The organism is Bacillus sp. WP8, assembly GCF_000800825.1.
GTDB classification, from domain to species: domain Bacteria; phylum Bacillota; class Bacilli; order Bacillales; family Bacillaceae; genus Bacillus; species Bacillus safensis.
This window is the reverse complement of record NZ_CP010075.1, coordinates 1,307,565-1,333,444: the sequence shown is the minus strand read 5'-3', so window position 1 is coordinate 1,333,444 and position 25,880 is coordinate 1,307,565. Positions and strand designations below refer to the sequence as shown.

Annotated in this window: 27 protein-coding genes and 1 riboswitch; of the genes, 7 read left to right on the top strand and 20 right to left on the bottom strand. The window is 40.6% G+C overall.

Annotated elements, in window-relative coordinates; genetic code table 11:
* Positions 1–26: 26 nt before the first annotated feature.
* From QR42_RS06575 to QR42_RS06550, 6 genes are all read right to left on the bottom strand, one after another.
* Positions 27–269, bottom strand: coding sequence for a transcriptional regulator SplA domain-containing protein (locus QR42_RS06575; RefSeq protein WP_044331928.1), 243 nt, complete (start codon positions 267–269; stop codon positions 27–29).
* A gap of 100 nt (positions 270–369) precedes the next feature.
* On the bottom strand, positions 370–2,088 hold the full coding sequence (gene ptsP, locus QR42_RS06570; RefSeq protein WP_039178109.1) for a phosphoenolpyruvate--protein phosphotransferase: 1,719 nt from the start codon (positions 2,086–2,088) through the stop codon (positions 370–372).
* On the bottom strand, positions 2,088–2,354 hold the full coding sequence (locus QR42_RS06565; protein ID WP_003211078.1) for a phosphocarrier protein HPr: 267 nt from the start codon (positions 2,352–2,354) through the stop codon (positions 2,088–2,090). The genes ptsP and QR42_RS06565 overlap by 1 nt, the downstream gene beginning before the upstream one ends.
* A 93-nt stretch (positions 2,355–2,447) precedes the next feature.
* Positions 2,448–4,547, bottom strand: a complete 2,100-nt coding sequence (ptsG, locus tag QR42_RS06560) for a glucose-specific PTS transporter subunit IIBC (protein WP_039178107.1) — start codon at positions 4,545–4,547, stop codon at positions 2,448–2,450.
* A 201-nt stretch (positions 4,548–4,748) separates the two neighbouring features.
* Complete coding sequence (glcT, locus tag QR42_RS06555; protein ID WP_039178106.1) at positions 4,749–5,603, bottom strand: glucose PTS transporter transcription antiterminator GlcT; 855 nt, start codon at positions 5,601–5,603, stop codon at positions 4,749–4,751.
* A gap of 55 nt (positions 5,604–5,658) precedes the next feature.
* A complete protein-coding gene (locus QR42_RS06550) occupies positions 5,659–6,648 on the bottom strand; it encodes a LacI family DNA-binding transcriptional regulator (protein WP_039178104.1) in 990 nt (329 codons plus the stop codon).
* A gap of 93 nt (positions 6,649–6,741) precedes the next feature.
* Between QR42_RS06550 and QR42_RS19445 the strand changes: the two genes are divergently transcribed.
* Positions 6,742–6,885: a hypothetical protein gene (locus tag QR42_RS19445; protein ID WP_162842493.1), complete on the top strand. Its 144-nt coding sequence runs from the start codon at positions 6,742–6,744 to the stop codon at positions 6,883–6,885.
* A 54-nt stretch (positions 6,886–6,939) separates the two neighbouring features.
* Here QR42_RS19445 and QR42_RS06545 read toward each other — a convergent pair whose 3' ends face one another.
* The 6 genes from QR42_RS06545 to QR42_RS06520 form a co-directional block, all read right to left on the bottom strand.
* On the bottom strand, positions 6,940–8,034 hold the full coding sequence (locus QR42_RS06545) for a M24 family metallopeptidase (protein ID WP_039178102.1): 1,095 nt from the start codon (positions 8,032–8,034) through the stop codon (positions 6,940–6,942).
* Between the two features lie 103 nt (positions 8,035–8,137).
* Positions 8,138–10,057: a heavy metal translocating P-type ATPase gene (locus tag QR42_RS06540; protein ID WP_039178100.1), complete on the bottom strand. Its 1,920-nt coding sequence runs from the start codon at positions 10,055–10,057 to the stop codon at positions 8,138–8,140.
* A 289-nt stretch (positions 10,058–10,346) separates the two neighbouring features.
* Entirely contained in the window at positions 10,347–10,835 is a 489-nt protein-coding gene (gene stoA / locus QR42_RS06535) for an endospore biogenesis thiol-disulfide oxidoreductase StoA (RefSeq protein WP_039178098.1), read from the bottom strand.
* A 54-nt stretch (positions 10,836–10,889) separates the two neighbouring features.
* Entirely contained in the window at positions 10,890–12,206 is a 1,317-nt protein-coding gene (locus tag QR42_RS06530) for a polysaccharide biosynthesis protein (RefSeq protein WP_039178095.1), read from the bottom strand.
* Positions 12,207–12,318: 112 nt separating this feature from the next.
* Positions 12,319–12,969, bottom strand: a complete 651-nt coding sequence (locus tag QR42_RS06525; protein WP_039178093.1) for a cell wall hydrolase — start codon at positions 12,967–12,969, stop codon at positions 12,319–12,321.
* A 305-nt stretch (positions 12,970–13,274) separates the two neighbouring features.
* Positions 13,275–13,469, bottom strand: coding sequence for a hypothetical protein (locus QR42_RS06520; protein ID WP_039178090.1), 195 nt, complete (start codon positions 13,467–13,469; stop codon positions 13,275–13,277).
* 167 nt (positions 13,470–13,636) lie between these two features.
* Between QR42_RS06520 and QR42_RS06515 the strand changes: the two genes are divergently transcribed.
* Both QR42_RS06515 and QR42_RS06510 read left to right on the top strand, forming a co-directional pair.
* Positions 13,637–13,825 (top strand): YkvS family protein, encoded by a 189-nt coding sequence (locus tag QR42_RS06515; RefSeq protein ID WP_003211747.1) that lies wholly within the window; start codon positions 13,637–13,639, stop codon positions 13,823–13,825.
* Between the two features lie 145 nt (positions 13,826–13,970).
* Complete coding sequence (locus tag QR42_RS06510; protein WP_039178089.1) at positions 13,971–14,495, top strand: GNAT family N-acetyltransferase; 525 nt, start codon at positions 13,971–13,973, stop codon at positions 14,493–14,495.
* A gap of 99 nt (positions 14,496–14,594) precedes the next feature.
* Here the strand turns inward: QR42_RS06510 and QR42_RS06505 are convergent, their stop codons facing one another.
* The 6 genes from QR42_RS06505 to QR42_RS06475 all read right to left on the bottom strand — a co-directional run bounded on the left by QR42_RS06505 (position 14,595) and on the right by QR42_RS06475 (position 18,920).
* Complete coding sequence (locus QR42_RS06505; RefSeq protein WP_039178087.1) at positions 14,595–14,813, bottom strand: hypothetical protein; 219 nt, start codon at positions 14,811–14,813, stop codon at positions 14,595–14,597.
* Between the two features lie 454 nt (positions 14,814–15,267).
* On the bottom strand, positions 15,268–15,765 hold the full coding sequence (gene queF / locus QR42_RS06495; protein WP_039178083.1) for a preQ(1) synthase: 498 nt from the start codon (positions 15,763–15,765) through the stop codon (positions 15,268–15,270).
* Between the two features lie 15 nt (positions 15,766–15,780).
* Positions 15,781–16,512, bottom strand: a complete 732-nt coding sequence (gene queE, locus QR42_RS06490; RefSeq protein WP_039178081.1) for a 7-carboxy-7-deazaguanine synthase QueE — start codon at positions 16,510–16,512, stop codon at positions 15,781–15,783.
* Positions 16,505–16,945, bottom strand: a complete 441-nt coding sequence (gene queD, locus QR42_RS06485; protein WP_024424684.1) for a 6-carboxytetrahydropterin synthase QueD — start codon at positions 16,943–16,945, stop codon at positions 16,505–16,507. Before queD ends, queE begins: the two co-directional genes overlap by 8 nt.
* A complete protein-coding gene (gene queC, locus QR42_RS06480) occupies positions 16,946–17,602 on the bottom strand; it encodes a 7-cyano-7-deazaguanine synthase QueC (RefSeq protein ID WP_024424683.1) in 657 nt (218 codons plus the stop codon).
* A 158-nt stretch (positions 17,603–17,760) separates the two neighbouring features.
* Positions 17,761–17,805, bottom strand: a riboswitch (PreQ1 riboswitch).
* A gap of 71 nt (positions 17,806–17,876) precedes the next feature.
* Positions 17,877–18,920, bottom strand: coding sequence for a YkvI family membrane protein (locus tag QR42_RS06475; RefSeq protein ID WP_039178079.1), 1,044 nt, complete (start codon positions 18,918–18,920; stop codon positions 17,877–17,879).
* Between the two features lie 244 nt (positions 18,921–19,164).
* On the opposite strand from QR42_RS06475, the gene QR42_RS06470 reads away from it, so the two are divergent.
* The 3 genes from QR42_RS06470 (at position 19,165) to motB (ending at position 23,204) form a co-directional block, all read left to right on the top strand.
* On the top strand, positions 19,165–21,267 hold the full coding sequence (locus QR42_RS06470) for an ATP-dependent Clp protease ATP-binding subunit (protein WP_039178078.1): 2,103 nt from the start codon (positions 19,165–19,167) through the stop codon (positions 21,265–21,267).
* Between the two features lie 379 nt (positions 21,268–21,646).
* A complete protein-coding gene (gene motA, locus QR42_RS06465) occupies positions 21,647–22,441 on the top strand; it encodes a flagellar motor stator protein MotA (protein WP_024424680.1) in 795 nt (264 codons plus the stop codon).
* Positions 22,434–23,204, top strand: coding sequence for a flagellar motor protein MotB (motB, locus tag QR42_RS06460; protein ID WP_039178076.1), 771 nt, complete (start codon positions 22,434–22,436; stop codon positions 23,202–23,204). The genes motA and motB overlap by 8 nt, the downstream gene beginning before the upstream one ends.
* Before the next feature lie 196 nt (positions 23,205–23,400).
* On the opposite strand, the gene QR42_RS06455 is transcribed toward motB, so the two are convergent.
* Positions 23,401–23,856: a MarR family transcriptional regulator MhqR gene (locus QR42_RS06455; protein WP_034281539.1), complete on the bottom strand. Its 456-nt coding sequence runs from the start codon at positions 23,854–23,856 to the stop codon at positions 23,401–23,403.
* 204 nt (positions 23,857–24,060) lie between these two features.
* On the opposite strand from QR42_RS06455, the gene QR42_RS06450 reads away from it, so the two are divergent.
* Positions 24,061–25,566, top strand: a complete 1,506-nt coding sequence (locus tag QR42_RS06450) for a sporulation kinase KinD (protein ID WP_039178073.1) — start codon at positions 24,061–24,063, stop codon at positions 25,564–25,566.
* 46 nt (positions 25,567–25,612) lie between these two features.
* Here QR42_RS06450 and QR42_RS06445 read toward each other — a convergent pair whose 3' ends face one another.
* The gene (locus QR42_RS06445; RefSeq protein ID WP_039178071.1) at positions 25,613–25,855 is read right to left on the bottom strand and encodes an aspartyl-phosphate phosphatase Spo0E family protein; all 243 of its coding nucleotides are present in this window, start codon (positions 25,853–25,855) and stop codon (positions 25,613–25,615) included.
* Between the last annotated feature and the right edge of the window lie 25 nt (positions 25,856–25,880).

Here is a 25,880-nt window from a genome sequence, read left to right as displayed (position 1 = left end):
GGCTTTTATCCTTTCTAAAATCTCCCTTATTCAAATAAGTCTTGATAAAGTGCTTCTGCTTCTTCATATGTTGGAAAAACAGCATCATCAGGTGCTAGTGGATGATACGTTTCAAGTAAAAAGAGGGCAAGCTCTTCTTCGTTGTAAGGATGTGAAACAATTTCAGCTTCTTTAATTTGTGCTACGTTTGCAGCATGTGGATTTCGATAAATCACATATACTTGATCACCTGGTTTATAGTCTGAGAAAGGCAATCTGGTCACCTCCATTTTTTAATAATAGGGTGCCCTTCTCACTGCCCAATATGACTCAATATGATAAAATTCGACAAAAAAACCAGACAGTTTCACCTGTCTGGTTTTCATTCACTTAGTTCTGTTGAAATGTTTTCTTGACGAAATCAACCACTTCTTCTGTTGTGCTAAGTGATAAAATATGCTCTTTAAATGATGCAGCTTCTTCCTTAGATAGCTTGCTTAGCTGTGTTCTAGCTGGAAGAATGGATGTTGCACTCATTGAGAATTCATCTAATCCTAATCCAAGTAGAAGAGGGATTGCGATTTCATCTCCTGCCATCTCACCGCACATGCCGACCCATTTACCCTCTTTATGCGCTGCTTCAATCACAAGCGTAATGAGACGTAAAATCGCTGGGTTGTAAGGCTGGTAAAGATAAGACACTCGTTCGTTCATTCGATCAGCAGCCATTGTGTATTGAATCAAATCATTCGTTCCAATACTGAAGAAATCTACTTCTTTTGCAAATTGGTCTGCGATGACAGCCGTTGATGGAATTTCTACCATCATTCCGATTTCAATGGAATCAGAAACGTCTGTACCAGCGGCAACCAATGCTTCTTTTTCTTCAAGTAAAATGGCTTTTGCTTCTCTAAATTCTGATAATGTCGCGATCATAGGGAACATGATTTTCAAGTTTCCATATGTACTTGCACGAAGTAAGGCGCGTAGTTGAGTTCTGAAAATCTCCTGCTCTTCCAGGCAAAGGCGAATAGCTCTATAGCCAAGGAACGGGTTCATTTCTTTTGGAAGCTGCAAGTAAGGAAGTTCTTTATCGCCACCAATATCTAGTGTGCGGACAACCACTGCTTTCCCTTCCATCTTCTCTAAAACGGTTTTATACGCATCGAACTGCTCTTCTTCTGTAGGAAGCTGGTCTCTGCCCATGTATAAAAATTCAGTACGGTACAATCCGACTGCTTCGCCGCCATTTTCAAGTACACCTTTTACATCTTCAGGTGTTCCGATATTTGCAGCTAGCTCTACGTGAACGCCGTCTTTTGTTACCGTTGGCTGGTCAACAAGTTTCGCCCATTCCGCTTTTTGAGCTAAGTAGTCTTCATGCTTTTTTTGATACGCTTTCACTTCATCTTCAGAAGGCTGAATGATGACGTCTCCAGTAATACCATCCACAATGATCAGATCATCGTTTTTCACCGTTTTTGTTGCTTCTTTTGTCCCAACAACTGCTGGAATCTCCATAGATCTCGCCATGATCGCTGAGTGAGAAGTACGACCGCCGATATCTGTCGCAAAGCCTTTAACAAATTGTCTGTTCAGCTGAGCAGTATCAGAAGGTGTTAAATCTTCAGCTATGATGATGACTTCTTCAGAAATCATGCTTGGATTTGGAATGTCAACGCCTAGCAAATGTCCAATAACACGTTTTGTGACGTCGCGAATATCCGCTGCACGTTCCTTCATGTATTCATTGTCCATTGCTTCGAACATTGTGACAAACATTGTCGCTGTTTCTTTTAAAGCAAATTCAGCATTTACTTTGTCAGCACTAATTTTATCCTTTACTGGGTTAAGCAGTTCAGGATCACTTAACACAAGAAGGTGGGCAGAAAAGATATCTGCTTTGTCTTGGCCAAGTTCTTTTAGCGCATGTTCTTTAATTGCTTCAAGTTCTTGTTTAGAAACATGAATTGCTTCTTCAAAACGCTTCACTTCTGTCTCTGGATCGTTGATGTCTTTTTGGTGAACTGTTAAATCTGGTTCTTCCAGACGATATGCTTTTGCAATTGCAACGCCTGCTGAAGCACCGATTCCTTTCAGTTGTTGCATTACTCGCCTAGGCCTTCACTTTTCATTGTGTCTTTAAGCGCAGCAAGTGCATCATTTTCATCAGAACCAGAAGCAGAGATTGTGATTGTAGCACCTTTCGCAATTCCTAGAGACATTACACCCATAATAGATTTCAGGTTCACTGTTTTACCATTATATTCTAAGTTGATATCAGCATCATATTTACTAGCAGTTTGTACAAGAACTGTTGCAGGACGTGCGTGAATTCCAGAATCTGCAGTTACTTTGAATGTTTGTTGAGCCATTTTTATCAATCTCCTTTTTATACAATTAATACATCCACAATATTATATCATACTGCCGAGCTTGTCATCTAACAAGAACGGCAGTTATGAAAATTATTTTGAAATTTTCATGATGTTTTCTTGTCCAGCTTTGATTTCACCGGATTCTTGAAGGTCAATAAATTGTCCTTCACTTAAGTTGGTAAATACAATTGGTGTCATCAAAGATGGTACTTCAGACTTAATTTTATCAATATCAACCTCTAAAAGTTTTTGACCGATTTCTACTTGATCTCCCTCTTGTACAAATGCTTCAAATCCTTCTCCTTTGAGGCCGACCGTATCAATTCCGAAGTGGATTAAAATTTCAAGTCCACCGTCAGATTGCAGGCCAATGGCGTGTTTCGTCGGGAACACATTTAAAATCTTCCCTCTTACCGGTGAAACAACCGTTCCATCTGTTGGCAAGATAGCGAAACCGTCACCCATCATTTTCCCTGAGAATACTTGATCTGGTACATCTGTAATTGGATGAAGCTCCCCTGTAATTGGTGAAGCAAAAATTTCTTCCCCTTGTTCATTTTGAAGCGGCTTTGCAATGACTTCTTCGACCTGCTGGCTGACTTCTTCTTTTGCAGAAGGGTCTTTCGCTGGACGAGGCGTGCGGCCTGCAATGATATCCTGCATTTGTGTTTTTAAATTATCAGAACGCGGGCCGAAAATTGCCTGGATGTTGTTCCCTACTTCGAGAACACCAGAAGCGCCAAGCTTTTTCAAGCGGTCTTTGTCCACTTTCTTCTGATCATTGACAGTAACACGTAAACGCGTGATACAAGCATCAAGGTGCTTAATGTTTTCTTGATCACCCATTGCTTCAAGGATTTCATAAGGCAAGTCATTCCCTTTTTCAGACTTCGCTTCACTTGCTCCGTCTGCTGCTTCATCCTCGCGGCCTGGCGTTTTCAGATTAAATTTGCGAATGGCGAATCTAAATCCGAAGTAGTAAATGACAGCAAGTACGAGACCTACTGGAATGACAAGCCACCAAGCGGTTCTATTCGGCAGGATACCAAATAGGAAGAAGTCGATTAACCCTCCTGAGAAGGTCATCCCGATTTTCACGTTTAGAATATCCATTATCATAAAGGATAATCCAGCAAATACACAGTGAATCGCAAATAATATCGGTGCTACAAACAAGAATGAGAATTCAAGCGGTTCAGTGATCCCTGTTAGGAAAGAAGTAAGGGCTGCTGATCCCATAATTCCTGCTACAAGCTTTTTATTCTTTGGTTTTGCTTCATGGTAAATCGCAAGAGCTGCTGCTGGAAGACCGAACATCATGAATGGATATTTCCCTGTCATGAATGTACCAGCTGTCAGCTGAACACCATCTTTGATTTGCGCCATGAAAATACGCTGGTCACCACGGATAATATCTCCTGATAAGCTCTTATAGCTAAAAAATTCATACCAGAATGGTGCGTAGAATATGTGGTGCAGACCAAACGGAATTAATGAGCGTTCAATGACTCCGAATACAAAGGCAGCCAGCGGCTCATTTGCTGCAAGCAGTCCTGTTGAAAATGAGTTCAATGCACCTTGGATTGGCGGCCAAATGACTAGCATCAAAAGCCCTAAAATAAGTGCTGAAATAGAAGTGACGATTGGAACAAAACGCTTACCTGCAAAGAAGCCAAGGTATTGCGGAAGCTCAATCTTGTAAAATTTATTAAACATATAAGCGGCTAATACCCCGACGATAATCCCGCCAAAAACGCCGGTAGACAAGGTCGGTATACCGAGCATATTCACATATGCTGGATGGCTTTCCTTAAAGAACTTAGCCAATTTGATTGAATCGGATGGAATAGATCCGTTAGCCATTAATACGGCACTCATCGTTACGTTCATGACAAGGTAACCGATGATAGCGGCAATCCCTGCCACTCCGTCTCCATTTGCAAGACCGATGGCAACCCCTACAGCAAATAATAGCGGAAGATTCGAGAAGACGATGTTCCCCGCATTCTCCATGACACTTGCAACAAGCTGAATTGTATCATTGCTTAAAAATTGAGCTACATCAATCAGCTGCGGATTTTGCATCGCATTCCCAAGTGCTAGTAAAATACCGGCAGCAGGAAGGATCGCAACTGGAAGCATGAGAGCTCGTCCAATTTTTTGCAACACACCAAAAAGTGATTTAAACACTGGTTGAACCTCCTTTTGTTTTCGCTTACAACATACATTTGGGCTGCTCCCTGACGTACATTTCATAATTAACCGTTTACATTTCACTTTCAAATGCAAAAAAGGCATGGTGATATAAGGTTGCGCAAATAACAGGATCTTATCCTGTATTTACCTTAAGTCACTCATGCCTGATCGAATCAGTTACACGTTTCAAGGAAACTATGAAATTTTATTTGTCAATCTGTACAGATGAAGTGTCAAGTAGACAGCCTCAGCATCCTGTACAGGCTTTTTCAATGCATGCTGCAAAATTTTGATCATTTTCCAAGCAGTATTGTAGCATAAAGGATATTCATTTTTCAATAGATGAAGCAATTTTTCTGGCTCCTCTAAAGATTCTCCCCGTTTAATACGCTCAATTGAAAACGTAATATGGCGTAATAAGCGTAAATAATGAATACTTTCTCTGTCTACTTTCATATGAAATGAATCTTCTATAACTTGGACCATTTGTGTAATCAGTTGCGAATGACGGTTGACCTCAGATAAAGGCCGATTCGTCAAAGCTGAATGGATATGAAGCGCTATAAAGCCAATTTCTCCTTCTGGCAGCTTCGTTTTAACATCTGGCCGCTCGTTAATCAGTTCAACGACTTCCTTTGCGACCTCGTATTCTTTCGGGTATAGCGATTGCGTCTCAAGCATAAAAGGGTTCGTGATATCATAGCCTTGCTGCACCCGCTTAAAACTAAACGCAATATGGTCGGTCAGTGCAACATGAATATGCTCATTCAAGCGTTGTCCCATTTTTTCTCGTATATGATAAATGACGTCATTGGCAAGCTCAATCATGTTCTCATCAATATGATGAAGCAGTTGTTTATATTCTGTTTGTTCTTTCGTGTTTTTTAACACAAACATTTTTTCAAACACGTCTTGATCGAGAACATCCCCCGATTTTTTACCGAAGCCAATCCCTTTCCCAATCAGAACTACTTCGCCCAAAGAAGGGTGCCTTGCGATGATGACATTATTATTTAACGCTTTATCAACGGTGAAGGATTCCATGAACATCCCCACCTCCTTCTTTTTCAATCCCTCTTATCGTACAAAACAGATGAAACGTGCGTCAACGATTGTTTTTCAAAACGGTAGTTGTTCGCTCAATCAGACGAAATGGCAGCATTCTTTTTTCTGATTTCTCTCCCTTTAATGCCCGGTCAAACAAGTCAAACGCTTCCTGCCCCATTTGTTTGAGGGGAATATGAATGCTGGAAATCCCTAGCGCCTCACTCAATTGGTTATTTTGAAAGCTAAGTATGGCTGGTGATTCGCCTACTTTTATGTCATGACGCTGCGCCTCTAATAAAAAGCCTGCAGAAACTTCGTCATTTGTAATGAATAAAGCTGTAGGACGATTTTTCATTTTCTGCCATTCTGCAAATAAGTGCTTCCCATCAAGCAGGGATAACTTCCCTTCGATGATCCATTCCTCATCAATGGTCTGCCCGAGGGATTGCATCATGTCTTGATAGGCCTGAAGGCGCGACTCGCTATTTGCTCCTTCTGTTCTGGCGAGAACGATCGCAATTCGTTGATGTCCGCATGCCGCCAAATGATGCAGGCCCTCCTTAAATGCATGATCATGCGCAATTGACACGGTTGAGCACTTATCGTGCGGCGCAGGATGACAAAATATAATCGGTCCTGATTCCTGCCACTTTAAAATATGCCTATCACTTAACGCATTTGAACAAAATATTAAACCATCCACACGGCGCTCTTTTAAACTCATTAACGCTTCTTTTTCTTTTAATGGATCATATCCTGTTTGAAATAAAGCAAAATGCATGCCGCGCGCCTGTGCTTTTTCTGCAATACCTGTGACGAGTGCGCTGAAATAAGAGTGTTCAATGTTTGGAAGGACGATGCCAAGCATATTCGAATAGCCCTTCGCTAAATGGACCGCCTGAATGTTTCTCGTATACTTGAGCTCTTCCATCGCTTGTAGAACACGTTCCCTTTTTTCTTCTTTAACATAAGGATGCTCATTCAACACACGTGATACGGTTGTCACAGATACGCCCGCTCTTTTCGCAATCTCCCTTATGTTTGCCATTTTTTCTCCTACTTTCTCTTGATATGGTAAGCGTTTCATACTTTAAGATGTATGTGAGCTGAACAAATCACTGGATGGAAAGGGGAATTCAAGATGGGTTTCATCATATGGATTATATTATGTATGACTGTTTTGTTTTCTGCTCGTTTTGCATTACATCCTTTAGGAAAAGAACATAAAATCAAACCGTTTCAATCAATTGATGATTTTTTTGTTGATAAGGATCGAGAAGAGTGATAAAAAATCACGATGACGCTTCCAAGACCTGGACGTTCATCGTGATTTTTTTCATTACTTGATGATCGTCAGCTCTTTTGGATAATTGGTTAAAGTGACTGGACCATCTGCCGTAATGAGAACATCATCTTCAATTCTTACGCCGCCGACTCCCGGGACATAAATTCCTGGTTCAATCGTATACACCATACCTTCTTGCAGAAGGTCGTCATTTGCCTGACTCATAGAAGGAAACTCATGAACAGAAACCCCTAACCCATGTCCGAGGCGATGCGGGAAATATTCACCATATCCCGCTTCTGTGATGAGCCCGCGGGCTTTTAAGTCAAGATCACCGATTCTAACGCCAGGCTTACTCATTTCAAGTGCTGCCATTTCTGCATTTAAGACAGTATGATAAATGTCCTTTTGTTTTTCAGAAGCCTCCTGATAGATGAATGTTCGTGTGATGTCTGAGCAATATCCATCGACAATGACACCAAGGTCAAATAACACAAAATCGCCTTTTTTTAAGGTTGCCTGCCCCGGATTTCCATGAGGCTCGCCTGATTTTTCACCAAAGAGAACCATGGTTGAAAAGGACATGCCTTGAATGCCTTTTTTCTTTAGTTCATATTCAATGACAGCGAGAACTTCTGTTTCCGTGATTCCTTCTTTTAAGGCATTAACCCCAACTTTTACACCTTCATCTGCTAATTGTGCCGCTTTTTTGAGTGTAGCAATTTCAGATTCATCTTTAATCAGTCTGAGCTGATTGAGCTCATCTTCAGCCCGGACGAACATTTCTGCCCCGGTGACAGCTTGGAGCTGCTCTGCTCTTTGAAGCGGTATCGATTCTTTTTCAATCGCAAGACGCGCGGCATGAACACCTCGTTTTTCTATCGCTGATTGAATGAAATCAAATGGATTCTCATGATCTTCATATCCAATGATATCTCCGGACCATCCTGCATTTTTTGCCTGCTCGACTTCCATTTTAGGCAAAATAAAAAATGGTTCTGCCTCTTGAAACACAAACAGCCCCATCACTCTTTCATGCGGCTCTGTGAAGTATCCAGATAGATAAAACACATTTTCCTTTGTATGTATAAATGCACCTTGAATGTCTTCTTTCTTAAACCAAGAAGACAAGCTCTTCATTCGGTTCATCATGATCCTCCTCACACGTTTTACTACTGGTCTATTGTATCAGTTTTTGCTGTATTTCGCACAAAAGCGCACTGGCATAGATCCAGTGCGCCTTGATGATTAATTAAGATGCACGAAGCAGACGCAGACCATTTAAAATGACCAAAATCGTACTTCCTTCATGCCCGATGACGCCAAAAGGCAAATCAAGCACTTGTAAGAAATTCGCACAAATTAACAGACAGATCACCGTTAATGAGAAAACAATGTTTTGCTTAATGATTCGATTCATTTTTCTTGAAAGACGGATCATCTTTGTTAGGTTATTTAAATTGTTCTTCATTAAGATGAGATCCGCAGTCTCTAAAGCAACGTCTGTGCCTCCGCCCATCGCAACCCCAACATCTGCTGTAGCGAGTGCTGGCGCATCATTGATTCCGTCTCCTACCATGATGATTGAATTACCTTGTTTTTTTAATTGATTGACCTCATGTACCTTTTCATCTGGAAGACATTCAGCCACGACAGTTTGGATGCCGGCTTCCTGCGCAATCGCTTCAGCCGTTTTTTGCTGATCTCCTGTCAGCATGACGGTTTGGATGCCTAAATCATTTAGTTCTTGAATCATTTTTTTGGCTTCAGGTCTGATTTGATCCTTAAGGCCAAGACAGCCAACAACTTCTTCACCCTTTTGAACGTAGACCACTGTGTATCCTTGCGCTGAAAGGTCATCACCTGTCTCTTCCATCTCGCGGTCGATTGACGCCTTACCAGCGAAGTCTTTCTTCCCAATCCGCCACGTTTCCCCATTTAATTGTGCTTTCACACCAAATCCAGAGGTTTCTTCAATGGTGACATGGACTGATTTATCTGTTTGGTGCTCCTTTGCCATATCAGAAATTGCTTTCGCTAATGGATGGTTTGATTGACTCTCAATTTGATAGAGCGCCTGATAAAAAGCAGATTCATCCTGTCCTTTAGCGATGACGACTTGCTCTACGGCTGGCTTCCCGTTTGTAATCGTCCCCGTTTTATCAAAAGCAATCATGCTGCTTGTGCCTAGTTTTTCTAAAAAGACACTTCCTTTGACAAGCATTCCATTTCTCGCGCCATTTGAGATCAATGACAGTGCTGCTGGCATTATGGATGCAACTAGAGCACAAGGTGAAGCAACGACCATAAACACCATTGCCCGGTAGAAGGTTTCACTCATGCTCCAGCCGAGTACAAAATGAGGCAGAACCATTAAAATTGCGACGGTGATCAGCACACCTTTTACATAGGCACCCTCGAATTTTTCAATAAATGCCTGGCTTGGCGAAACACTTTCTTGAGCGGATTCGACAAGTTTAATAATTTTATGGAAAAGCGTTTCTTCATTATGTTTAGTGACTTCCACTGTTAAGGAACCATTTAAGTTCACTGTTCCTGCAAATACGTCTTCCCCCTGCCCTTTTTCCTGTGGAACAGATTCGCCTGTAAGTGCAGATTCGTCCACACTTGTTCTCCCGCTTAAAATCACACCATCTGCTGCAATGCGTTCCCCAGCTTTGATCATAATACGGTCACCAGGTGTTAATGATGAAGCGGCGATTTGAATGGTCGTACCATCTTCTTCAATTAAAGTTGCTTCATCTGGTGCAATGCTCATTAAAGCTGTTAAATCTTTCTTGCTTTTATTTGACGTATACGTTTCTAGCGCACCACTCAGTGAGAAAATAAAAATTAAAATAGCGCCTTCTGCCCAATAGCCGATCAGAGCTGAGCCTATTGCTGCGAAAATCATTAAAAGTTCCACATTCAAGGTCTTAGACGAAATCGTTTCTTCAATTCCTTCTTTCGCCTTTGCAAAACCACCAATGACAAATGCCAGGATGAAAAGAGGAATGCTCCACATGCTCTCATCTTTTAGAAACCATCCAATTAAAATGAGAATCCCCGATATTCCTGCTGCAATTAATTCTCCGTGCTGTGCCCATTTATGTAAGGACCATTTCGATTCCTTTTGATTTGTCGTTTGGTAAAGTACTGTATTCTCATTCATGATTGTTTTCTCCTCTCTAATTGATAATCGTTTTCACATTATCAATCGTTGCCCGTTTCTTATTCCATCTATATTTTCTGCTGTTTCAAGCTTTTTATTGGTCTGTAACTCATTATAACAGGTTCTGAACAATTTTCAATTAATAATTATTATAATTTCTTTTTGATAATAATTATCATTATTGATATAGACCGTTCCTTCTTCTTCTGAGCACAGTGTATTCAGATGAAAAGCAAATGAACACAAAAAAGAACCAACAGAATTGGTTCTTTCACAGAAAGGATTGGTTCTACGAATTCGTCCACTCTTTAATTTGTTTTTTCGTCAGTGGACCTACATGATTTTTCACCACTTCTCCTTTTTCATTAATCAAAAAGGTCGTTGGAATGGTGATAATTTGATACTTCTTCATCATTTCTCCGTGTTCATCTAGTATGATCGGGAATGTAAACCTTCTGTCTTTCACAAATTGGGCAACAGCATGTTTACTTTGTTCAGCACCTAGTAAATTCACGGTCAATATGTCAACATCACTCTGATTTTCTTTCACAATCTGTTCAAATTCGGGCAGCTCCATTTTGCAGGACGGACACCATGTTGTCCAAAAATGCAAAATGGTCTTTTTCCCTTTTGCGGGAACCATCTGCATTTCACCAGTTAATGTCGGTGCCTCTATTCTTGGCGCCATCACAGGCTCTTTTGCTTCCGCTGCTGCGCTCATTAGAAATAGCAGCATGGTCATCATTAGAAGACTGGCGGGTAGATGTTTACGATTCATCAGGATCTTCCTTCCCAGTTTTCTTATAGCTTGCCCTCTCGATGGCGATGACATTCAAGCTTTTTTCAATGTAAGAAACATTGAAACGCCGAGCTCCTTACAAATCGTCGCATAATGCAGGGCAGTCAAAAGCAGCATGCCTGTGTTCATCCCTAAAATGACCCCCATCATATTCAAGCTTTCCATTGAACCGAGGAAATACACCATAGAAAAAGAAACGACATGCACCCATATATTATGTAGGAACACATCTTTGATGAGCCCCATACCGATTAAACACGCTTGAAACGGCATCACAAACAGGTGGCATAAAAAGTATGGCCAAAGCAGCTGTAAATAGACAGCAGCTTGCGGTGAATCAAAAAAAAGCTGTGTGAGCGGGTAAGCAAAATAATACATGACCATCACTGCCGGCACCCCGTATCCAAACGTTATGAGAATCGCCTGTCTGACCCGTTTTTTCACAAGATCATACTGACCTAAAGCATAGGCTTCAGAGACACTCGGAATCATCACAATCATGATCGAATGAGCGATAAACGCTGGGAAAAAACCGATCGACATCGCGACACCAGCCAGCATGCCGTAATGATCAACAGCAAGTGTTCCAGAGATGCCTGCTGCAACGAGCGCTCCTTTGATTAAAAATGGTTCAACCGCATTAGCGATCGCATGAAAGATGCGCATGCCCGTTGTCGGTATAGAAACGGCTAATAGGCGCTTTCGCACATCAATCCCTCTTAATTCAACAGACCTGACATTCACAGCATTTTTCGCCATGACGTATTGGGAGTATAAATAAATAAAGACGACAAGATCACTCGCAACAATGACACCGATGGCGATGAGTACTGCTGTTTCAATATCAAACGAATACCAATGAAAAAACAAAAATAAGCAGATCAGCTGGATTGTTTTCTTCATCATATTGGCTAGAGCGATTCTGCCCATTTGCTGCTTTCCCATAAAGTAGCCGCGGGCAATGGAGGTAAACGCAATAATCGGGATAAGTGACAGCACTAGGCCCTTCATAAGCGGATGATACGACTGAAACACTGGAATGAAAGGCAGTACAATGGCTGCTATACCTGTTGTTGTACTTGTCACCACAAGCGTCATTTTAAAGGCATGACGAAGCATACTTTTGTGGAGACGCTCATGTGATTCTGCAATGAATTTAGAAATGGAGACTGGCAGCTCTAAGCTAGCGATCACAAGGACAAGCATGATGATTGGAAGGATACTCATATATAAACCCATTCCATGTTCTCCAAGCTCTCTCGCTAAAATCATATTGACTAAAAACTCGATACACTCCGCAATAAAAGCTGCGACAGATAGCAGAATGACCCCTTTTACAAATCGATTCATGTAGCCTCCCCTTGTCTAAAGCAAATTCTTTTCACATTCTATGAGACAAGTCCAAAAAATATTTTAATAATTGAAGACAAAAAAGAGCAATCTCATTGATCGCTCTTTTTCTTTATACGGCAAATACGTGACGTCCGATGCGTTCTACAATTTTGCGGGAACGAATCCAATGATCTGTTGCCGTTTTTGGATTATAAAAATAGATAGCCTTTGTTGTTCTGTCATGCTCTTTTACTACCTGCTTCACAGCTTTAATGGAATCTTGATCTGCCTTATCATGAATACTTCCATTCGATACTGGCTGGAAAGCATTTCGCTGATAGATCACACCTTTTACGCTGTCAGGAAAAGAACGATGCTCTACTCTGTTTAAAACAACGCTTGCCACCGCTTTTTTCCCTTCGTAAGATTCACCTTTCGCTTCAGCGTGAACCAATCGAGAAAGCAAGTCCATTTCTTCATTAGAATACTGTTTGCCGCTTGCCTTATTCGTCGTTTCAGATTTTACTTTTTTCTTTTGCTTCGGTTTTGAAGACTTTTCTTCTGTTGACGTACTTAGCATTTTCACTTTTGGTTGACGCTTCTCTTCAGAAAATGCTGGGATGACTTGATCGTGACCTTGATCTATATATGAAAGCTGATGTTTAACAGGTGCTTGTGAAAGTTCGTGACTTAATGTGCCTTGATGCTCTTGTATATTGTCCATCTTCATTGCTGCAACCAGCATAAGGATGACAAAAAGAGCTGTATGAATTTTAATCATTCGCCTTTTTCCTCCTTTAATCAAAGTAGGCTGTAAGATACTTGTCCACTCTAACAAGACCTCATTCTATTTTCACGCACAAAGATTTACATGCCTGTCCAAATTCCGTCATTAAATGGCATGACCTAGTTTTGCGCACATAAAATGGAATTGTTAGCGCTTAAAAAGGTCCTTTTTTCACCTATCATCATCCTTATGCTCCTGTTTATGGGTTATTACATTTTCTTTTCATATGTATCAAAGTGGTTTGAAGTGTGACAAAAGAACGAAATAAAAAAGCTTTCTCTCATCAATGAGAAAAAGCTTTAGCTTCTTGCTTCTGTAAGATATTCAAAAATAACATCTCCACCATGTTTGGCGATTCCGCGAAAATGTTTAAAATCATCTTGATTCACCAAAACAGAACGAAACGTTAAAAAGTCATCTTTTTGGATGGTCACCTGTTTTTCCGTCCCATTCCGTAAAGATTCGATGATTGTGAGGATTTGTTCTTCAGTCAAAAAAATCGCTCCTTTTCAGCCATGATCAAATATTAAATATACCATTCGTTAGAAGAGCATACAACGAAAACAAAACAAAAACGTCTTTATCCTTTACATTGGTATGAAAATATTGCAAAATACTTTTTAATAGGGAATGAAATCTGTTTTTAAAGGAGAGGGATCGGTTGAAGATTGCAAAAATTGGAAATGTGATCGAATTTAGAAATGGTTTAACAGGTGTAGTTGAAAAAGTGAATGAAAACTCTGTCATTGTGGATGTCACCATTATGGACAACTATAGAGATTTAGAACTGGATTCACTAACAGTCGTTAATCACAAAAACTATAAAATCATCAAAGACTCCGTACATTAATTTGCAATCCTCAATACAGACGATCGGTACATACGTATATATAAAGCAAAGCTAATCACGATTCGACCAAATGGTGATTGCTATTTCAGTACCCTTCTAAAAAAATGATAAGATTCAGTATTAGCTCTAGACAGGAGAAACTAATATGCAAAATTCCAATGATATCATTGTACGTTTTGGAAAAATAGAAGATGCTGAAATGACTTTAGAAATACAGAAATCAGTTATTGCTGAATCAGATTATCTTCTTACATCACCTGAAGAAAACAAAAAAACCCTCTTAGAACACAGGGAATGGATACAGAAAAGAATTGAAAATGAAAACGAGACGTACATAGTTGCTCAAACTGATGAGAAAGTCATTGGATGGATAGCCTTTGAACATTCATCAAATAGAAAAAGAACTTCTCATACGGGATCATTCGGGCTGATGGTGCATAAGAGCTATAGAGGTTTAGGCGTAGGAGAAAAGTTACTAACAGCTTTATTACATTGGGCAGAAAAGAATCCTTCAATTGAAAAGGTTAGTTTAGCCGTTTTCTCTACAAATCAAAAGGCCATTTCTTTATACAAAAAGATGGGGTTTATAGAAGAAGGACGTAAAATAAAAGAATTTAAAATAAATGATCATGAATACTGGGATGACGTTTTAATGTATAAGCTGGTTTAATGCTGTGAAAACGAATTGCAGAAGTAAGGACATAATATCAATTGAGTCATCAATTTGTTATGTCCTTTTCTTTTTCTCGCCACATCATATCAGTAAGCATTAGTCTTTTTGCGTATGAAAGGTTTGCATTTCCGCCTTCGTCTTGTACATCTCGACTTCCTCAGGGGTGATCACTCCTTTATCAATCAAGAGGGCAATCACTCCAAGCAATGTGGAGGCACTCCATTTATACCGTTCTTTGTTTTGATGTTCAAGCATTTGAAGCTCTTCTCTAAGCTCCATTAGCAGCTGCTCTGCCCGCTCTTCTTTGTTTGCCAAATCCAACGCCTCCATTTACCATTCAATACCCCTATTTTATCTTAAATCAAATGAGATAAGCAAAAAAAGCATGATTCACCTTTACAAACATACGTTCTGTCATGTATAATATATTTACGAGCTGGTAGCCCCCAGCCGTCCTAGCAAGTTCTATTCCCATTCGTATGAGAAGAGTGACATGACTCTTCTCTTTTTTTATGATTGAATCGCTACAATCCCATAAAAAAAAGACATGCATCCGTCATGTCTCAGATTGTTGACAAAGGGCTAAAATGCTTGATTTTAGCCCTTTGTCTTCATTTCAGCGTGATAGAAAACCTTTGCAGTCTAGGAAGGACGAGAACCGGAGCGGAGCGAATTTGACATTCGTGAGCACCGGAGCGCAGGACTGACAACGAATGCGAGGGTTTGTCTACACGCTGAAACATGCATCCGGCATGTCTTTTCCTATTTATTAGCGATTATCAATCGTTTCTGGATACATATCATGGTTCATCATACGGTACGATGCCATTTCTTCATACTTTGTCCCAGGTTTCCCATAGTTCGTATACGGATCAATTGAAATACCGCCTCTTGGCGTAAATTTGCCCCAAACTTCAATATATCTTGGGTCCATCAATTCGATTAAGTCGTTCATAATAATGTTCATACAATCCTCATGGAAGTCACCATGGTTACGGAAGCTGAACAAATATAATTTTAGGGATTTACTTTCGACCATGATTTCATTTGGGATATAGCTGATATAAACTGTTGCAAAATCCGGTTGTCCTGTTTGCGGACATAGTGATGTAAATTCTGGGCAGTTGAATTTCACAAAGTAATCTCTATTTGTATGTTTATTTGGGAACGTTTCAAGCACATGTGGTGCGTAATCAAACAAATAATTGGTTCCTTGGTTTCCTAGTAACGTGACACCTTCTAATTCTTCCGGTTTTCTTGTCGTCATGACATCTCTTCCTTTCTATACGCCTCGTTTATTTCCCCACAATAACGTGTGCAGCTGCGGCAGCACTCTTACGCGGTTTAAGTCTGGATCTTGTGCGACTTGATCTACAAGCGCTTCATATTTCTTTAATAAATGCGTCAATAAGTACGCATCATCACCTGTCGTCGTGTCATCATTTCCTACCTGCAAATAAAAAGGAAGCTCAGGGTACTTCGCATGAACATCCTTCGCATACGCTAGATCACGATCGTCAAAGATCACGACCTTCAGGCTTGCATGCTGCAATCTATTTCCGTTTTTCAGCTCATCTATGATACGTGTTAGTTTCGTAAAATCTGTTTTCATATTCGAGCTTGGCGGCTTAGGGGAAATGGTTAAGTCATCAATTTTCAAAAACCATTCCTGATACATCGTCCCTTGTGTTTCAAGCGCTGTATCAATCCCTTCTTCATGCAGCAAATCAATGAGGGATTCCATTTGTTTTAAAAGCGCAGGATTTCCTCCTGAAATGGTGACATGAGAAAAAGCCTGTCCGCCTATTCTTTTTAATTCTTTGACAATGTCTTCTGCCTCAAGCCACTGAATATCATGCTTCGCTGAGCCGTCCCATGTAAAGGTTGAATCACACCAGCTGCAAGAGTAGTCACAGCCAGCCGTTCTGACAAACATCGTTTTTTGTCCAATCACCATTCCTTCTCCTTGAATGGTTGGACCAAAGATTTCTAATACAGGAATCGCTTTAGCCATTGATCTCAACTCGTTTCGGACGGTAAATGCAGTAGCTTGTTGGTGTCTCTCTGACAAAGACTTGAACACATGTTGGCTTGTTCGCTAAAGTCGATAAATACGCTGCGACTTTGTCATGTACGGTCTTTGCCACCACCTCAGTGGTTGGCATCGCGTATCGATCGTTTGATGAGAATTCCTCATGATCATTGAGCAGCGTGTGATCGTACTGCCCATGAATAAGCTTCTTCAATGTACTAAAATTGACAAGGAAACCCGATTCATCTAGTTCATCGCCCGCAATTGTGATGTTGATGGTGTACGTATGACCATGAACACGGCTGCATGCGCCCGCATCTTCTCGCGGGATGAAATGGGCAGCCGATACATGCATGTCTTTATTCAATTCAAATGAAAATGGATGATCGGTTTGTGGATAGATTTGAGAAAGCATTTATTTTGCCTCCTTCATTTCCATATAAGTGTCATAGCCGTTTTTCCGCAGCTTACACGCAGGACATTCCCCGCAGCCATCAGAAATAATGCCGTTATAGCAAGTGAGCGTTTCATTTTTCACAAAATCCAGTGCATTGAGCTCATCTGCCAGCTTCCATGTTTCTGCTTTATTCAGCCACATCAGTGGTGTATGAATCACAAATGGTTTTTCCATTGCTAAGTTCACTGTGACGTTGCAAGATTTCACAAACTCGTCACGGCAATCTGGATAGCCGCTAAAGTCTGTTTCACAAACACCTGTGATAATATGTCTTGCTCCAATTTGATACGCCAGAATAGAGGCAAAGGATAAGAACACTAAGTTTCTTCCTGGCACAAATGTGGAAGGAAGCTCTCCTTCTTTTTCCTCAATGTCAATGTCATCTCTTGTTAAAGCATTAGGCGCCAGCTGATTTAAAAGTGACATATCTAATAGATGATTCTTCACACCTAACTTGTCAGCGATTCTTTTGGCGACATCAATTTCTTCTTGATGACGCTGATTATAATGAAAGGTCACTGTTTCTACCTCTTCAAATTGTTGAAGTGCCCATAACAAACATGTCGTACTGTCCTGTCCCCCGCTGAAGACAACGACTGCTTTTTCATTTTTCATTTTCTGTTCTCCTCCTTTTGCAGAGCGTACAACCGTACAACACTGCATCTGAAAGGCTCCTGAAAACCCCTATTTTCCTCAAAAGAAAAGACACCTTTACATGTGTATGAGGTGTCCCAGCCATAAAAAATAAAAAATGCCACATCCAAGGATACGGCAAGTCCTTAGTTTTTTATAGAGGGTTTTGCTAGAACCTCTCCCGTCTTCACGGATTTTTGTTCAATTTTCACAGAGGATAGTGTACCACATATTTTTCATGCAGGCTATCCTTTCTTTACTTACCTAGCGGTGCAGGCACTTTTTTTAGACAAAGAAAGAGGATAAAAAAGATGCTGACATAGCCAAAAACCGGGTAAACCGTTGATATCAGTGTACCGTAACCAATTTTACTAATCACATAGCAGCATATGAGAATAAGGGATATCGTAAAGATGCTGTTCATTCGGATATATGCCCTTACTTGTCTCTCCAGCCCGTATAAATTGCCTATGACGGATGTAAAAACTTCACCGAAGATGACAAATAAATAAATGAGATGAATGGAGTTTGCGACTTGATACACCACCTGAGCCATTGGAATATCAAACGCCTCCAGCATATCTAATGAAGAAAGAGATAAAAAGCAAGCAAGCAAAATGAGGGTCAGCATGACGCCCCCAAGCACCGCTCCCTTTTTAATGACTGCTTCAGAGGTCATTTCATTTGCAACGGGTACTAACACTGCCTGTGACAGTGCTAAATTAAAGGCACCATAGGACACTGCTGATAGTATCCACTCGCCCTCACCCATTTGCAGCGCAAGAACATAACTTTCACTGCTGCTAAAAACAAATGAATCAAGAAACACAATCAATGAAAAGAAAATCAGCATTGGAACGACAAGGACGTTAACACCAAACAGCCCTTTTGAACCTTTAAAGAGTACAATGACGCTCAGAATGATCGTCAAAAAGATCCCATACTCCTTCGATATACCAAGCTGTTCTTCAAAGATAGCCCCTGCACCTGAAATCATGACTGAGGTAACACCGAGTAAAATAAAAAACATCACAATATTAATATATCGACTCGCAACTGCGCCAAATAAAAAACGGTTCATATCTTGATAAGATTCTGCTTTGATTCGTTTCGAAATTAGCATCATTTTTGCACCAAGGCCAGTAAAAATAACACCGCTAATCAGGATTCCTAATAGTCCAATCCAGCCAAAACGAACAAAAAATTCTACGATTTCTTTTCCTGTCGCAAACCCAGCTCCAACCACTGTTCCTACATATACAAAGGCAAGCTGAAAAGCGGATTCATTTGAACGTTTCATGTGACCCCTCCGCACCCATCACTTTCGATTGTCTCTTTTTTATCCTATGAGACAAGTTCCTTGAAAAGAAGGACAAACCATGATTAAATGCAAAAAAGGATTTTTATCCGTCTTTGAGCAAAACAGTTGAAAGTCAAAATAGGTCAGAGTATACTATAGTCAAAGATGGTCAAACAACAGACCATTTTCTTTAACATTCATTGGTCAAATAAAGTCAAACTTTATTTTAAGGAGGTCATGGCAAATGCGTTGTCAACATTGTCAAGTAAATGAAGCAACTATTCGCCTGAATATGCAAGTAAATTCGTCCCGGAGCCAAATGGTTTTATGTGAAGACTGCTATACCTCTTTGATGGAGCAGTCAAAAATGAAAATGGGACCTCAGCTTTTTGGAGGAAGTTCATTCTTCTCTCAGCAGGCAGGTCATGCCCCAAACATGGAGCAGCCAAAACAAAAAGGCTTACTCGATGAGCTTGGCCGTAACTTAACAGATGGAGCAAATGCTGGCTTAATTGATCCAGTCATTGGCCGTGATGAAGAAGTCGCAAGAGTCATTGAGATTTTAAATAGAAGAAATAAAAATAACCCTGTTCTTATTGGTGAACCAGGTGTTGGGAAAACAGCGATCGCAGAAGGACTCGCACTGAAAATTGCGAGCGGCGATGTGCCAAATAAATTAAAGAACAAACAAATCTATTTATTAGATGTTTCTTCACTTGTCGCAAACACAGGTGTACGCGGTCAATTTGAGGAAAGAATGAAGCAGTTAATTAAAGAACTGCAAAGCCGTAAAAATATCATCTTGTTTGTAGATGAAATCCACCTTCTTGTGGGCGCAGGATCTGCAGAAGGATCAATGGATGCTGGAAACATTTTAAAACCAGCCCTTGCAAGAGGCGAACTGCAGTTAGTAGGTGCGACGACATTAAAAGAATATCGCCAAATTGAAAAAGATGCTGCACTCGAACGACGCTTCCAGCCCGTTATCGTGGATGAGCCAACACCAGATGAAGCGATCGACATCTTAAAAGGCATTCAAGATAAGTACGAGGCCTATCATGGTGTCACCTATTCAGATGAAGCCATCAAAGCGTGCGTTCAATTATCTTCCCGGTATATTCAAGACCGTCATTTGCCGGATAAAGCCATTGATCTAATGGATGAAGCTGGTTCAAAAGCGAACCTCTCCATTGATGCAGCAAGTGAAGATGAACTGACAAACCGACTAGCGCAAATTGCCGCAGAAAAACAGGCTGCGCTAAAAGAAGAACAATATGAAAAAGCAGCGAAGCTTCGCGACGAAGAAGAAGCGATAGAAGCAAGACTTCAAAACAAAACAACTGACAAAGAGCATATCGTCACAGCAGAGGACATTCAGGCCATTGTGGAACAAAAAACAGGCATTCCTGTCGGCAAACTGCAAGCAGACGAACAAACCAAAATGAAAGAAATTGATGTCCGTCTAAAAGCACGAGTAATTGGGCAGGAGCATGCGGTTGATAAAGTGGCGAAAGCCGTGAAAAGAAGCAGAGCTGGATTAAAATCGAAACATAGACCGACAGGCTCCTTCCTTTTCGTTGGACCAACAGGTGTCGGGAAAACCGAATTGTCTAAAACACTGGCTGAAGAATTATTCGGTTCAAGAGATGCGATCATTCGTTTAGATATGAGTGAGTACATGGAAAAACACTCTGTGTCCAAACTCATCGGTTCTCCTCCTGGTTACGTTGGACACGATGAAGCTGGCCAGCTGACTGAAAAAGTGCGCAGAAAACCTTACAGCATCATTTTGCTGGATGAAATCGAAAAAGCACACCCAGATGTACAGCACATGTTCCTTCAAATCATGGAAGATGGCCGCTTAACAGACAGTCAAGGCAGAACGGTCAGCTTTAAAGATACAGTCATCATCATGACAAGTAACGCAGGCAGCACAGATAAAACGGTCAAGGTCGGCTTCCAGTCTGATCAGGACGAAGCGATTGAGGAACAATCACTCATTGATTCGCTCAGCAGCTACTTCAAACCAGAATTTTTGAACCGCTTTGACAGCATTATTCAATTTGATTCACTAGACAGAGAGGACTTAGTGAAGATTGTTGATCTTCTGCTCAATGAGCTGTCAGAGCAATTAAAAGAACAGAATTTAACAGTCCATGTCACAAATGAAGCGAAAGAAAAAATCGCAGAGCTTGGATATCACCCTGCATTTGGTGCTCGTCCACTTCGAAGAACCATCCAAGAGCACGTTGAAGATCAAATGACAGAAATCCTGCTTGAAGAGGAGCAGCTTTCTGGATTTACTGTGGATGTTGAACATGACGAAATCGTCGTAAAAAAAGGATAACTACATCTTCAGGATGATATGTACCTCCATCATGTTGCGGCGGCTAAGTTCCATCTGAACGCTGACGCTCCCCCGCCTCTTTTCCTTTACGATAAAAGAAAAAGAGGTGGATCACATGATGAATTGGAGCTACGATCTTGTCAAAATTATGTATGAAGAAAAATTAAAAGAGCTGCTTCATTTAGATGAACCAGCACAAAACGATTAAATGGAGACTCCCTTTATATGAGAGGGAGTTTCTTCTTTTTACAAATATAGAAAGCGCTTTCGTCAAAAATTCTTCACAGAAACTGTCTTAATTTTATATTCTGACTAAAACCCTTCTAGAACACACCGATATTAACTATAGAAAAAGATAGTTAAAGGATTTGGTGAGATAATGGACAAAACATCGTTAATTGGTATTATTTTAGCATTTATTGCACTAGGTGTCGGTATGGTTTTGAAAGGTGTGAGTCTAACTGCTCTTCTCAACCCGGCGGCTATATTAATCATCATTGTTGGGACGGTTGCAGCTGTTGTCATCGCATTCCCTTCTAGTGAAATTAAGAAAACACCAAAATTGTTCGGCAAAATTTTCAAAGACAGCCAGCTTCCAACGATTCAAGAAATGATCCCTCTATTTTCAAACTGGGCACAAATTGCGCGTCGTGAAGGCCTTTTGGCATTAGAAGCAAGTCTTGAGGAAGTCGATGATGATTTTCTAAAGAACGGGTTAAGCATGGCAGTTGACGGCCAAAGTGCTGAATTTATTCGAGACGTCTTAACAGAAGAAGTTGACGCCATGTCTGAACGACATCAGTCAGGCGCATTAATCTTTACACAAGCTGGTACATACGCTCCGACGCTAGGGGTACTTGGCGCCGTTGTCGGACTTATTGCAGCACTTGCCAACATGGGAGATATTGAAGCACTTGGACATGCAATCAGTGCTGCCTTCGTCGCCACACTGCTTGGGATTTTTACCGGGTATGTATTATGGCACCCATTTGCCAACAAATTGAAGCGTAAATCAAAGGAAGAAGTAAAGCTTCGTCTGATTATGATCGAAGGTATTCTTTCTGTTCTTGAAGGTCAATCTCCAAAAGTCATTGAACAAAAACTTCTTATGTACTTACCAGCAAAAGAACGTGCAAATCTTGTCATTGAAGAAGGAGAAAATCAAAATGGCTAGGAAACGTAAAAACCATGATCATGAAGACCATGTAGATGAATCTTGGCTTATCCCTTATGCCGATCTTCTGACGCTTCTTCTCGCCCTCTTCATTGTGCTTTTTGCATCTAGTTCGATTGATGCGGCAAAATATGAACAGATGGCTAAGTCTTTTAATGTTGTTTTTACTGGCGGTACTGGTGTCATGGATCAATCCAGCATGCAAAGCACGGAAGAAACTGAACATAGCAACCAAGTCAAGAAAGCAGCCGAGGAAGAGAAAGATGAAGAAGCCAAAGCAAAGGCTCGAGACCAAGCGGTTCTCACAAAGGTCAAACAGCAGGTCGATTCATTCATTGCAAATAAAAAACTTGGTTCCAAGCTCGAAACAAAGCTTACGGATGAAGGACTTCTCATTACGATTGAGGACAGTATCTTCTTTGATTCCGGACGGGCAGTTATTCGCTCTCAGGATGTCCCGTTAGCAAAAGAAATCTCAAAGCTGCTCGTCATTAATCCCGCTCGTGACATCGTCATTAGCGGACATACAGATAATGTACCGATCAGAAATTCAGAATTTGAATCAAACTGGTATTTAAGCGCCATTCGTGCTGTGAACTTTTTAAATATTCTTCTTGAAAACAGCAACCTAGACCAAGAGAACTTTAGTACAAAAGGATACGGCGAATTCAAACCGATTGCCTCAAACGATACAGCAGAAGGCAGAAGTAAAAACCGGCGTGTAGAAGTACTCATTTTACCGATTGAGAAAAAAGCGAAATAAAAAAGGAAGCCAGCGGCTTCCTTTCAGATTGTTGACAAAGGGCTAAAATGATCTTTATTTTAGCCCTTTGTCTTCTTTTCAGCGTGATAGAAAACCTTTGCAGCCCTAGGAAGGACGAGCACCGGAGCGCAGGACTGACACCGAATGCGAGGGTTTGCCTGCACGCTGAAAAGGAAGCCAGCGGCTTCCTTTTTATTTATTCTTGATGATCATATAAATGCTTTGCACGCAGCCCTACATGTTTGAGCATATCGATGCAGGCATCTTTCTCTTCTTCGCTCAGGACACTGATCATCTCATGAATTTCTTTCGCATGATCTGGGAAGATGTCATCAAGCAAAGCTCGTCCCTGCTTTGTAATATGCGCAAATGTCACCCTGCGGTCTTCTGCACAAGCCTTCCGGCTGAGGAGTTCTTTCTTCTCCAATTTATCGACCACATACGTGATGCTGCCGCTTGCAAGTAAGATCTTATCACCGATTTGCTGAAGCGGCTGATCACCTTTATGATACAGCAATTCTAGCACAGCAAATTCAGTTGGATTCAGCCCGTGCTTCACAATATGTTTGTTCATGTGATGATTAATTGAGCGATAGGCACGTGATAATACAATAAATAATTTCAATGATTTTTCAACATTATGATTTTCCATTTTTTATCATCCTTTATGAAATGCAACCCACTAATGTGACATTAATAAACAATAAGTAAAATGTCAACATTTTGATCCATCTTTAGCACGAAAATGAGACCAGAACGAATCACCTAATTTTTTAAAAATCACACAAGTCATCGTAATAAAGATAGGTTCAATGCTATAATAAGTCTATTAGGTAATACGTTGGAGCGATGAATGATGAGTATACTCAAAGGGTTTTGGAAGAAGATCAGACTTTACCTTATTTTGGTCATGCTTCCAACCCTAATCATTAGTTATTTTATCTACGAAAAAGAAACTGAAAAAATCGATTTAAAGAACAAACAAACCGCTACACTTATGTTAAATATTCACAAAAACCAAATGAATTATTTAATAAGTGAAACAGAAGCGAGATTAACTTCCCTTGCCATGGGATTTGACCAGCCACTTGAGACGAAAAAAGTACAAAACATCCTAGAGAAAATCTATAAACAAGAACCTCGTTTTTCAGGTCTGTATCTCCTAGACAAAAAAGGAAATGTAACAGCAAGCACCACCCCGTTAAAGGAAAAAATCAACCTATCATTCAGAGATTACTTTAAACGCATTCAAGTGACCAAGCAGACCGTGATCACAGACAACTATGTGAGCCGAATTACAAAACAGCGGATTCTCTCCATTTGTGTGCCTGTTCTCGATGAAAATGAAGAGGTCACCAATGTGCTGATTGCAGCCATTCAAATTGATTATTTAAGAAATATTATGAATGTATTGAATCCTGATCTTCATTTTAAAATGCTGAATCAAAATGGACATGTCGTGTTTACAAGTGGTCCACAGCCAATATCCGAGGGCGGCAGCACCGTGTCTACATATTTAGACGAAAACAGCTGGAAGCTAGAGGTCTTTCCGCAGCGTGCTTCAACAAGTGAAGTGCTGTCTGTGATGCTCATTCCTTTATCCAGTGCGTTTATTTTATTAAATATTTTATTCACACTAGTCCAATATATCGTGTTAAGGCGGCAAACTCAGCAGGAGCGTCATCAAAACGAAGCGCAAAAGCTTGAATTGATCGGAACACTCGCAGCAAGTACAGCACACGAAATTCGTAACCCATTAACAGGGATTAGCGGCTTTATCCAGCTATTGCAAAAGAAGTATCATTCAGAAGAAGATCAGCTCTATTTTTCTGTCATCGAGGAAGAAATTAAACGGATCAACCAAATCGTCAGTGAATTTCTTGTATTAGGAAAACCAACGGCAGAAAAATGGCAGAATAACTCTGTAAAAGAAATTGTAAGTGAGATTATGCCGATCGTTTTCTCTGAGGCAAACCTTTATAATGTCGAAGTGGATTTGCAAATCAATACGATTCAAGATGTGGGCGTGTATTGCACGAAGGATCATATTAAACAAGTCGTTTTAAATGTAGCAAAGAACTCTTTAGAAGCGATGCCAAACGGCGGTCATTTGAAGATTGTGATCGAAGCTGAAAAAGAACATGTCATCATTAAAGTAGCGGATACAGGTGAAGGCATACCAGAAGAGATGTTAAAGCACATCTTCCTCCCCTTTATTACGTCGAAGGAAAAAGGCACGGGTCTCGGGCTTGTCGTGTGTAAACGAATCATTTCGATGTATGGCGGAACAATTGATATTCATAGCGAAGTGAATAAAGGAACGACTGTTATGATCATGCTTCCTTCTGCTCACTCAGCATAGCTGAAGATGTCAGCCGGTTTTGCTTATGCAAGACCGGTTTTTCATGTCAATAAGAGGGGCGGTTCACAGATAAAAGACTCATTTGAGACACAAGATCATGAAAGGAGGGGGCAGATTGTTTCTCATGAAAAAGAAGATGCTGATACTCATTCATCAGGTTGTCCAGTTCTTGACTATATTTAATTGTCATCTCACCAGTGTACCCTTCCACTTGAGCAGCTTCTACCATCTGTTTTCTCTTCTCATCAATGGACATCAGCAATTGTTCTTTCCTTACATAAATATTCATGATCTCAGCTCCCGCAATGATTTCG

What these genes read in the sequence shown, in the direction of transcription:
- queF (WP_039178083.1), bottom strand. Translation starts at nt 15,765, where the DNA reads ATGACGACAAGAAAACCGGAAGAATTAGAAGGTGTCACGTTACTAGGA.
- queD (WP_024424684.1), bottom strand. Translation starts at nt 16,945, where the DNA reads ATGCTTTCTCAAATCTATCCACAAACCGATCATCCATTTTCATTTGAA.
- QR42_RS19445 (WP_162842493.1), top strand. Translation starts at nt 6,742, where the DNA reads ATGGGTTTCATCATATGGATTATATTATGTATGACTGTTTTGTTTTCT.
- QR42_RS06510 (WP_039178089.1), top strand. Translation starts at nt 13,971, where the DNA reads ATGCAAAATTCCAATGATATCATTGTACGTTTTGGAAAAATAGAAGAT.
- QR42_RS06525 (WP_039178093.1), bottom strand. Translation starts at nt 12,969, where the DNA reads ATGATTAAAATTCATACAGCTCTTTTTGTCATCCTTATGCTGGTTGCA.
- motA (WP_024424680.1), top strand. Translation starts at nt 21,647, where the DNA reads ATGGACAAAACATCGTTAATTGGTATTATTTTAGCATTTATTGCACTA.
- QR42_RS06470 (WP_039178078.1), top strand. Translation starts at nt 19,165, where the DNA reads ATGCGTTGTCAACATTGTCAAGTAAATGAAGCAACTATTCGCCTGAAT.
- stoA (WP_039178098.1), bottom strand. Translation starts at nt 10,835, where the DNA reads ATGAATCGTAAACATCTACCCGCCAGTCTTCTAATGATGACCATGCTG.
- QR42_RS06540 (WP_039178100.1), bottom strand. Translation starts at nt 10,057, where the DNA reads ATGAATGAGAATACAGTACTTTACCAAACGACAAATCAAAAGGAATCG.
- QR42_RS06545 (WP_039178102.1), bottom strand. Translation starts at nt 8,034, where the DNA reads ATGAACCGAATGAAGAGCTTGTCTTCTTGGTTTAAGAAAGAAGACATT.
- QR42_RS06575 (WP_044331928.1), bottom strand. Translation starts at nt 269, where the DNA reads ATGGAGGTGACCAGATTGCCTTTCTCAGACTATAAACCAGGTGATCAA.
- ptsP (WP_039178109.1), bottom strand. Translation starts at nt 2,088, where the DNA reads ATGCAACAACTGAAAGGAATCGGTGCTTCAGCAGGCGTTGCAATTGCA.
- QR42_RS06565 (WP_003211078.1), bottom strand. Translation starts at nt 2,354, where the DNA reads ATGGCTCAACAAACATTCAAAGTAACTGCAGATTCTGGAATTCACGCA.
- glcT (WP_039178106.1), bottom strand. Translation starts at nt 5,603, where the DNA reads ATGTTCATGGAATCCTTCACCGTTGATAAAGCGTTAAATAATAATGTC.
- QR42_RS06455 (WP_034281539.1), bottom strand. Translation starts at nt 23,856, where the DNA reads ATGGAAAATCATAATGTTGAAAAATCATTGAAATTATTTATTGTATTA.
- QR42_RS06530 (WP_039178095.1), bottom strand. Translation starts at nt 12,206, where the DNA reads ATGAATCGATTTGTAAAAGGGGTCATTCTGCTATCTGTCGCAGCTTTT.
- queE (WP_039178081.1), bottom strand. Translation starts at nt 16,512, where the DNA reads ATGGCTAAAGCGATTCCTGTATTAGAAATCTTTGGTCCAACCATTCAA.
- QR42_RS06450 (WP_039178073.1), top strand. Translation starts at nt 24,061, where the DNA reads ATGAGTATACTCAAAGGGTTTTGGAAGAAGATCAGACTTTACCTTATT.
- QR42_RS06475 (WP_039178079.1), bottom strand. Translation starts at nt 18,920, where the DNA reads ATGAAACGTTCAAATGAATCCGCTTTTCAGCTTGCCTTTGTATATGTA.
- queC (WP_024424683.1), bottom strand. Translation starts at nt 17,602, where the DNA reads ATGAAAAATGAAAAAGCAGTCGTTGTCTTCAGCGGGGGACAGGACAGT.
- QR42_RS06445 (WP_039178071.1), bottom strand. Translation starts at nt 25,855, where the DNA reads ATGAATATTTATGTAAGGAAAGAACAATTGCTGATGTCCATTGATGAG.
- QR42_RS06550 (WP_039178104.1), bottom strand. Translation starts at nt 6,648, where the DNA reads ATGGCAAACATAAGGGAGATTGCGAAAAGAGCGGGCGTATCTGTGACA.
- motB (WP_039178076.1), top strand. Translation starts at nt 22,434, where the DNA reads ATGGCTAGGAAACGTAAAAACCATGATCATGAAGACCATGTAGATGAA.